This is a genomic window from Citrobacter sp. Cpo074 (assembly GCF_030332745.1).
In the GTDB taxonomy this organism is placed as follows: Bacteria; Pseudomonadota; Gammaproteobacteria; order Enterobacterales; family Enterobacteriaceae; genus Citrobacter; species Citrobacter portucalensis.
In genome coordinates this window covers 20,945-27,776 of record NZ_JAOWHG010000028.1, presented here as the reverse complement: position 1 = coordinate 27,776, position 6,832 = coordinate 20,945, and the positions used below count along the sequence as shown (strand labels likewise).

Below are 6,832 nucleotides of genomic sequence, written 5' to 3'. Positions count from 1 at the left end.
TCATACACGCGGCATGGCTGCATCAGGCTTGCGCCCATTGTGCAATATTCCCCACTGCTGCCTCCCGTAGGAGTCTGGACCGTGTCTCAGTTCCAGTGTGGCTGGTCATCCTCTCAGACCAGCTAGGGATCGTCGCCTAGGTGAGCCGTTACCCCACCTACTAGCTAATCCCATCTGGGCACATCCGATGGCAAGAGGCCCGAAGGTCCCCCTCTTTGGTCTTGCGACGTTATGCGGTATTAGCTACCGTTTCCAGTAGTTATCCCCCTCCATCGGGCAGTTTCCCAGACATTACTCACCCGTCCGCCACTCGTCACCCAAGGAGCAAGCTCCTCTGTGCTACCGTTCGACTTGCATGTGTTAGGCCTGCCGCCAGCGTTCAATCTGAGCCATGATCAAACTCTTCAATTTAAAAGTTTGATGCTCAATGAATTAAACTTCGTAATGAATTACGTGTTCACTCGTTGAGACTTGGTATTCATTTTTCGTCTTGCGACGTTAAGAATCCGTATCTTCGAGTGCCCACACAGATTGTCTGATAAATTGTTAAAGAGCAGTTGCGACGCGCTTTAGCGCTCTGTCGCGAGGTGGCGTATATTACGCTTTCCTCTTTCAGAGTCAACCCTCATTTTCAGGTTTTTCTCTTCAACCGAACCGGCTGTTTGCGTGAAGTGATTCACATCCGCCGTGTCGATGGAGGCGCATTATAGGGATCCCATTTTTTAGCACAAGTATTTTTTGGATCTTTTTTTCTGAATGCTTGTTTTTCACTCCTTTCGCTACATTCCTGCGCAATTTGGCTGATTTTTGATAGCTAAACCACTTGCACAGTCTCAATAATCCAACCAAAGTCTTCATTACTGCTCTATTTTCGTTGAGGTAAACATGTCTGATGTACTGCGTCCTTATAAGGATCTTTTCCCACAGATCGGAAATCGCGTAATGATCGACACCAGCAGTGTCGTCATTGGTGATGCCCGTTTAGCTGATGATGTCGGAATTTGGCCACTGGTCGCCATTCGTGGCGACGTTAACTATGTACAAATTGGTGCCCGTACAAACATTCAGGACGGCAGCGTTCTCCATGTCACACATAAGTCCACTTCTAATCCGCAGGGTAATCCATTGATCGTGGGTGAGGATGTGACGGTCGGTCACAAGGTCATGCTACACGGCTGCATCATTGGCAACCGAGTATTAGTCGGCATGGGTTCGATTCTGCTGGATGGCGTAGTCGTAGAAGACGACGTTATGATTGGGGCTGGGAGCCTGGTTCCCCAAAACAAACGCCTGGAAAGCGGGTATCTGTACCTGGGAAGCCCGGTTAAACAAATCCGTCCATTAAGCGATGAAGAGAAAGCAGGCTTACAATATTCAGCTAACAACTATGTTAAGTGGAAAGATGAATATTTAAGTCAGAGTAACCAAACCCAACCTTGAGCATCTTCCTGCTGGGCCTGGATCAATCCTTCAGCTTCTTCTTCCAGATCCCAGCGATGCTGTTGAAAGATTTCTAACCACTGTTCAGGCGTGTCGCCGCCAAAGCGGGACGCCAGCATCTCTCCAGAGATGGCACATGTTAACTGCATACCATGAACCATCGCCGGAAACACAACGGCGTTAACATCCGTGCGCCATTCTTCTCGATCGGGAAACTGGATCGCCTGATTCATGCCGACAATTCCTGCTGCATGATTTTAATGACGGGCTCAATCTGCGGCAAAACCCCATGCCAGAGTAAAACGGCGTGCGCTGCTTGCCCCACCAGCATACCCAGGCCATCAGCATATTGTTTCGCCCCATGTTCGGCACACCAGGAGAGGAACGGTGTATCTCCTTTCTGATAAAACATGTCATAACAATAGACAGATGAGTGAATAAGAGATGTCGGAATAGCCGGGATCTCACCGCTAATTCCGCTGGATGTCGCGTTAATAATCAAATCAAAACTGTAATTATCAAGCTCGCCCATTCCTACCGCCTGTACGCTGCCGGTATGGGAGAAGATTTGTGCCAGCTCTTCAGCACGCGAAGCGGTACGGTTAACAATAGTCACCGCACAATCCATAGAAAGAAGAGGTAATAAAACTCCACGGGATGCACCACCCGCACCAATCAGCAGAACTCGCGATCCGGGACGAATGAAAGATAAACGCTCAAGATCGCTCAACAAGCCGATACCATCCGTGTTGTCTCCCAGTAAACGCCCATCCTCCAGCCGTTTAAGGGTGTTGACCGCTCCAGCAAGCGATGCCCGCTCCGTTAGTTCATCGGCACGTGCAAATGCCTCTTCTTTAAAAGGCACGGTGACATTTGCCCCCTTCCCGCCCTCAGCAAAAAAAGCGTTCAGGGTATTCACAAAATCATTGATGGGTGCCAATACACGCCCGTAGGAGTGATCAATCTTCAGCTGCTCTGCAAATTGCTGATGAATAAAGGGCGATTTACTGTGCGCTATCGGATTACCAAAAACAGCATAGGCTTCTTTCATATTACCCCTGTCGAAACTGTTCACCTGTCAGAGCATCACGGATCTCCGAAGGATTCAAACGCCCCCCGGTCTCCCCTTCAACCACGGGAAAGTCTGTACCGAACTGTGCGCGAACTTCCTCTACCGTTCTGCAAGGCGGTAAGCCACTCAAATTAGCACTGGTAGAAACTAACGGTTTGCCATAAGCCTGGCACAACGCAACCACCAGCGGGTGATCGGTGACGCGAACAGCCAGAGAATCAAAGCGCCCGGTCAACCAGCGTGGCGTTGTCGCAAGCGCTGGGAAAACGAAGGTAACAGGACCAGGCCAACGGGCGAAAACAGCGTCACGTTGAGCATCGGTGAGCATGCTATCGTCGATATATGGTTTAAGTTGTTCAAAGTTTGACGCGATTAAAATTAACCCTTTATCGACCGGACGTTGTTTTAGCGCCAACAAACGGGTTACAGCCGTTTCGCTATCGGGGTCGCAGCCGACACCAAATACAGCTTCAGTTGGATAGGCGATGACTTTTTCTTGTTTCAGAACCGCTATCGCCGCAGCGATAGCGTCTGTGGGCAGGCTATTATTCACTTTTTTATTCCGCCGAAATCGGCTTTCCACATTGTTTACTGGCACAGAAATGCTTCACACCCTGCGCGGTTTTCTTTTCGATGAGAAGCGGATAATGACACTCAGGACATTCTCCGGCTAACGGTTTGAAGTTAATGACAAACTGGCACTCCGGATAGCGATCGCAGGAGTAAAAGGTTTTGCCATAACGGGAACGCCGCTGGACAAGATGACCAGTCTGGCATTGAGGACAGACTATTGCTGTTTCATCAGGCTTGTCGATGAGCTCGGTGTGATCGCACGCAGGATAGTCACTGCATCCAATAAACATACCGAATCGTCCCTGTCTCAGCACCAGCTCAGCGCCACATGCAGGACAAAGCTTACCCTCCAGAACTTTGACAACATGTCCGTCCGCGGAAGATTTCAGCGGACGGATGTAATCGCATTCTGGATAGTGTGAACAACCGAGAAACGGACCGTGTTTCCCGGAACGAATAACCAGTTCAGCCCCGCATTGTGGGCAGGGCTCGTTTTTACGCACCGTGAACAGTGCTGATTTAGCCATAACAACTCATACTGAATGAAGATTGATTAATGCAGCATACCTTCATTCACTTCAAAGAGTAATTCTTCCATTTGCTGATAGGCATTTTCACAACCTGGAATGTTGAATAGCACCATCAGAATCACCCACTTCAGGTCTTCCAGATCGAACTCTGCCGTATCCAGCGCGAGTACGCGCTCAATAACCATTTCTCGCGTTTCGAGGTTTAGCACCTGAATCTGCTCCAGGAATAGCAGAAATCCTCTACAGCTTGCATCCAGTCGATCGCACTCTTCCGCAGTATAAATACGTATAGAAAGAGGGTCCGATGCCAGCTGCATAGGTTCAGCAAGGCCATCCTGATAGTCAGCAAGCTTCTCCAGCCAAAGTAACGCGTTGTAAATGTCTTCACGATCAAAACCAGCGTCGGTAAGATCCCGTTCCAGTTTGTCCTGATCCACACGCAGCTCAGCTTCGTTATGGATATATGTCTCAAACAAATACATTAGTACGTCGAACATGGCATGCCCTCCTCAATCGGACATAGCCGCCGGGTACAGCTGCGATCCACCCTGCTAACTCCAGTTCGAGCAGTTGAGCCACTACCTCTGGCACAGGTTGGCCGGCACGTTCAGCGACGACGTCAACAGGTGTTACCTCATCTCCTACGTTAGCCAGGAGCTCCGGAAATGGCAATGCCACCTCTTCGTGATCTGGCGAATAAATTGATTTTTCAGGTTCATCTGGCAACCATTGCAGCCCATATTGCAAATTTTCAAGAATTTCCTCTGGTGTCGTCACAAGCATGGCTCCCTGCTGAATAAGCCAATGCGGGCCTTCACTTCCCGGGCTCCCAATCGGCCCTGGTAAAGCAAACACCTCCCGCCCTTGTTCAATTGCACAGCGAGCAGTAACCAGTGAACCACTACGCTGTGCAGCTTCGACAACCAGTACACCTTTACTTAGACCACTGATAATACGATTTCGTCGGGGAAAATTGCGCGGCAAAGGGAGCGTATCTAATGGGAACTCAGACACCAGTGCGCCCCCTGCCTCAATCAGTCGTTCCGCAAGACGGATATGCTGTCGTGGGTGAATGGTCTCAAGTCCATTTCCCAGCACCGCAATACTTGTGCCTTGTCGGTTTATCGCAGCATTGTGCGCCACGCCATCAATCCCCCGGGCCAGACCGCTGGTGATCGTCACCCCACATGCAACAAGCTTTTCACAAAAAAACCGTCCCCAGCGTTCGCCATACCATGAGTGTTGTCGACTACCGACAACGGCAACTTGAAATGAGTGGAGGCATGCGGGAGCTCCTGCAACAAAAAGCACCCCAGGATAATCCTCAATCGCACGGAGCTGTGGCGGATAATGCTCGCTGTCGGCAACCACAAAGTGGTGGTTAGGCTGTTCAAGCCAGCGCAGCGTTTTTTCCAGCGTCAGATCTGAAAAGGTTAAAAAGCGTCTTGCCTGGCGTGGAGAGAATCCAGCCTGCAGGAGTACCGCATTGTTAATACACGGTTGAGTATTGAGCCAGTGAGCAACGCGCACTATCTCATCACCATACAGTTCATTCACTTGCGCTAAACGTAGCCAAATTTCGATTTGGGTCATCCCTGTTCCCCTGCCACAAGCAGTCCTGGCAATCTTTGCGATTGGTCACTGATGCTGTCAATCAGAGGGGGTTTTGTCTAGAATAGAGGTAATAATCTTTTCAACTCCTGAACACAACTCTGGATAACTATGTCAGTTTTGCAAGTGTTACATATTCCGGACGAGCGCCTTCGCAAAGTCGCAAAACCGGTTGAAGAAGTGAATGCAGAAATTCAGCGTATCGTTGATGATATGTTCGAAACGATGTACGCCGAAGAAGGTATCGGTCTGGCAGCAACACAGGTCGATATTCATCAGCGCATCATTGTTATTGATGTCTCTGAAAATCGCGATGAGCAGTTGGTACTCATTAACCCAGAACTGCTGGAAAAAGACGGCGAAACCGGCATTGAAGAAGGCTGTCTGTCTATTCCTGAACAGCGTGCGTTAGTACCGCGTGCAGAGAAAGTAAAAATTCGTGCGCTCGATCGCGACGGCAAATCTTTTGAACTGGAAGCCGATGGCCTGCTCGCTATCTGCATTCAACATGAAATGGATCACCTGGTCGGTAAACTATTTATCGATTATCTGTCTCCGTTGAAGCAACAACGCATTCGTCAGAAAGTTGAAAAACTCGACCGCCTGAACGCCCGAGCTTAAGGACAAGGATCAACGTGTCAGACTCACTACGTATTATTTTTGCGGGTACACCTGACTTTGCAGCGCGTCATCTCGACGCGCTGCTGTCTTCTGGACATAACGTCGTTGGCGTGTTTACCCAACCGGACCGCCCGGCGGGACGCGGGAAAAAGCTGATGCCCAGCCCGGTAAAAGTGCTGGCAGAAGAAAAAGGGATATCGGTCTTTCAACCCGTCTCTCTTCGCCCTCAGGAAAACCAGCAACTGGTTGCTGATTTACACGCAGACGTGATGGTGGTGGTAGCATATGGCCTGATCCTGCCAAAAGCAGTACTGGAAATGCCGCGCCTGGGTTGTATCAACGTTCACGGTTCCCTGCTTCCGCGCTGGCGGGGTGCAGCACCGATCCAGCGCTCACTGTGGGCAGGCGACGCCGAAACCGGTGTTACCATCATGCAGATGGATGTTGGCCTCGACACCGGTGATATGCTGCTGAAGCTGTCCTGCCCAATTACGGCAGAAGATACCAGCGGTTCGTTATATGACAAGCTGGCAGACCTGGGGCCTCAGGGGCTGATTGAAACGCTAAAACAGCTGGCTGCCGGCACAATAAAACCGGTGGTACAAGACGAATCACTGGTTACGCATGCAGAAAAACTCAGCAAAGAAGAGGCCCGTATCGACTGGTCGCTTTCGGCTGTTCAATTGGAACGCTGCATCCGCGCCTTTAACCCGTGGCCAATGAGCTGGCTTGAAATCGATGGTCAGCCAGTGAAAGTCTGGCAAGCTTCGGTTATTGCTGTAAACACCCAGGCCGAGCCAGGCACCATTCTCGAGGCGACAAAGCAGGGTATCCAGGTCGCAACAGGCGACGGCATTCTGAATCTTATCTCTTTGCAGCCTGCCGGTAAAAAAGCCATGAGCGCGCAGGATCTGCTTAATTCGCGCCGGGAGTGGTTCGTGCCCGGAAACCGTCTGGCCTGACGGTTCATCTCTTTAAGCCCGGT

At 50.4% G+C, this 6,832-nt stretch carries 9 protein-coding genes and 1 rRNA gene; 3 read left to right on the top strand and 7 right to left on the bottom strand.

Annotation, left to right across the window (positions count from 1 at the left end; translation table 11 throughout):
• Positions 1-411 (bottom strand): 16S ribosomal RNA (locus OGX83_RS12690); the annotation flags it as partial.
• A gap of 474 nt (positions 412-885) precedes the next feature.
• Here OGX83_RS12690 and OGX83_RS12685 point away from each other — a divergent pair.
• Positions 886-1,440, top strand: coding sequence for a gamma carbonic anhydrase family protein (locus OGX83_RS12685; protein WP_048215431.1), 555 nt, complete (start codon positions 886-888; stop codon positions 1,438-1,440).
• Here the strand turns inward: OGX83_RS12685 and OGX83_RS12680 are convergent.
• Genes OGX83_RS12680 through dprA form a run of 6 tightly spaced genes read right to left on the bottom strand, consistent with a single transcriptional unit; the run spans position 1,416 to position 5,208 of the window.
• Positions 1,416-1,673, bottom strand: coding sequence for a DUF1488 family protein (locus OGX83_RS12680; RefSeq protein WP_008786281.1), 258 nt, complete (start codon positions 1,671-1,673; stop codon positions 1,416-1,418). The two genes, OGX83_RS12685 and OGX83_RS12680, sit on opposite strands and share 25 nt — an antisense overlap.
• Positions 1,670-2,491 (bottom strand): shikimate dehydrogenase, encoded by an 822-nt coding sequence (gene aroE, locus OGX83_RS12675; protein ID WP_286588182.1) that lies wholly within the window; start codon positions 2,489-2,491, stop codon positions 1,670-1,672. The genes OGX83_RS12680 and aroE overlap by 4 nt, the downstream gene beginning before the upstream one ends.
• A 1-nt stretch (position 2,492) precedes the next feature.
• The gene (gene tsaC, locus OGX83_RS12670) at positions 2,493-3,065 is read right to left on the bottom strand and encodes an L-threonylcarbamoyladenylate synthase type 1 TsaC (protein ID WP_008786283.1); all 573 of its coding nucleotides are present in this window, start codon (positions 3,063-3,065) and stop codon (positions 2,493-2,495) included.
• Positions 3,066-3,069: 4 nt separating this feature from the next.
• Complete coding sequence (locus tag OGX83_RS12665) at positions 3,070-3,612, bottom strand: DNA topoisomerase family protein (RefSeq protein WP_008786284.1); 543 nt, start codon at positions 3,610-3,612, stop codon at positions 3,070-3,072.
• Positions 3,613-3,638: 26 nt separating this feature from the next.
• On the bottom strand, positions 3,639-4,112 hold the full coding sequence (smg, locus tag OGX83_RS12660) for a DUF494 family protein Smg (RefSeq protein ID WP_003031162.1): 474 nt from the start codon (positions 4,110-4,112) through the stop codon (positions 3,639-3,641).
• The gene (dprA, locus tag OGX83_RS12655; RefSeq protein ID WP_103284654.1) at positions 4,084-5,208 is read right to left on the bottom strand and encodes a DNA-protecting protein DprA; all 1,125 of its coding nucleotides are present in this window, start codon (positions 5,206-5,208) and stop codon (positions 4,084-4,086) included. Before dprA ends, smg begins: the two co-directional genes overlap by 29 nt.
• Before the next feature lie 129 nt (positions 5,209-5,337).
• On the opposite strand from dprA, the gene def reads away from it, so the two are divergent.
• Both def and fmt read left to right on the top strand, forming a co-directional pair.
• Positions 5,338-5,847 carry a peptide deformylase gene (gene def, locus OGX83_RS12650; protein WP_003828283.1) on the top strand — a complete coding sequence of 170 codons (510 nt, stop codon included), beginning with the start codon at positions 5,338-5,340 and terminating at the stop codon, positions 5,845-5,847.
• A 14-nt stretch (positions 5,848-5,861) separates the two neighbouring features.
• On the top strand, positions 5,862-6,809 hold the full coding sequence (fmt, locus tag OGX83_RS12645) for a methionyl-tRNA formyltransferase (RefSeq protein ID WP_111464680.1): 948 nt from the start codon (positions 5,862-5,864) through the stop codon (positions 6,807-6,809).
• Positions 6,810-6,832: the final 23 nt, after the last annotated feature.

Excerpts from the sequence above, each read along its gene's own strand:
- def (WP_003828283.1), top strand. The coding sequence starts at position 5,338 with ATGTCAGTTTTGCAAGTGTTACATATTCCGGACGAGCGCCTTCGCAAA.
- aroE (WP_286588182.1), bottom strand. The coding sequence starts at position 2,491 with ATGAAAGAAGCCTATGCTGTTTTTGGTAATCCGATAGCGCACAGTAAA.
- OGX83_RS12685 (WP_048215431.1), top strand. The coding sequence starts at position 886 with ATGTCTGATGTACTGCGTCCTTATAAGGATCTTTTCCCACAGATCGGA.
- OGX83_RS12680 (WP_008786281.1), bottom strand. The coding sequence starts at position 1,673 with ATGAATCAGGCGATCCAGTTTCCCGATCGAGAAGAATGGCGCACGGAT.
- smg (WP_003031162.1), bottom strand. The coding sequence starts at position 4,112 with ATGTTCGACGTACTAATGTATTTGTTTGAGACATATATCCATAACGAA.
- OGX83_RS12665 (WP_008786284.1), bottom strand. The coding sequence starts at position 3,612 with ATGGCTAAATCAGCACTGTTCACGGTGCGTAAAAACGAGCCCTGCCCA.
- dprA (WP_103284654.1), bottom strand. The coding sequence starts at position 5,208 with ATGACCCAAATCGAAATTTGGCTACGTTTAGCGCAAGTGAATGAACTG.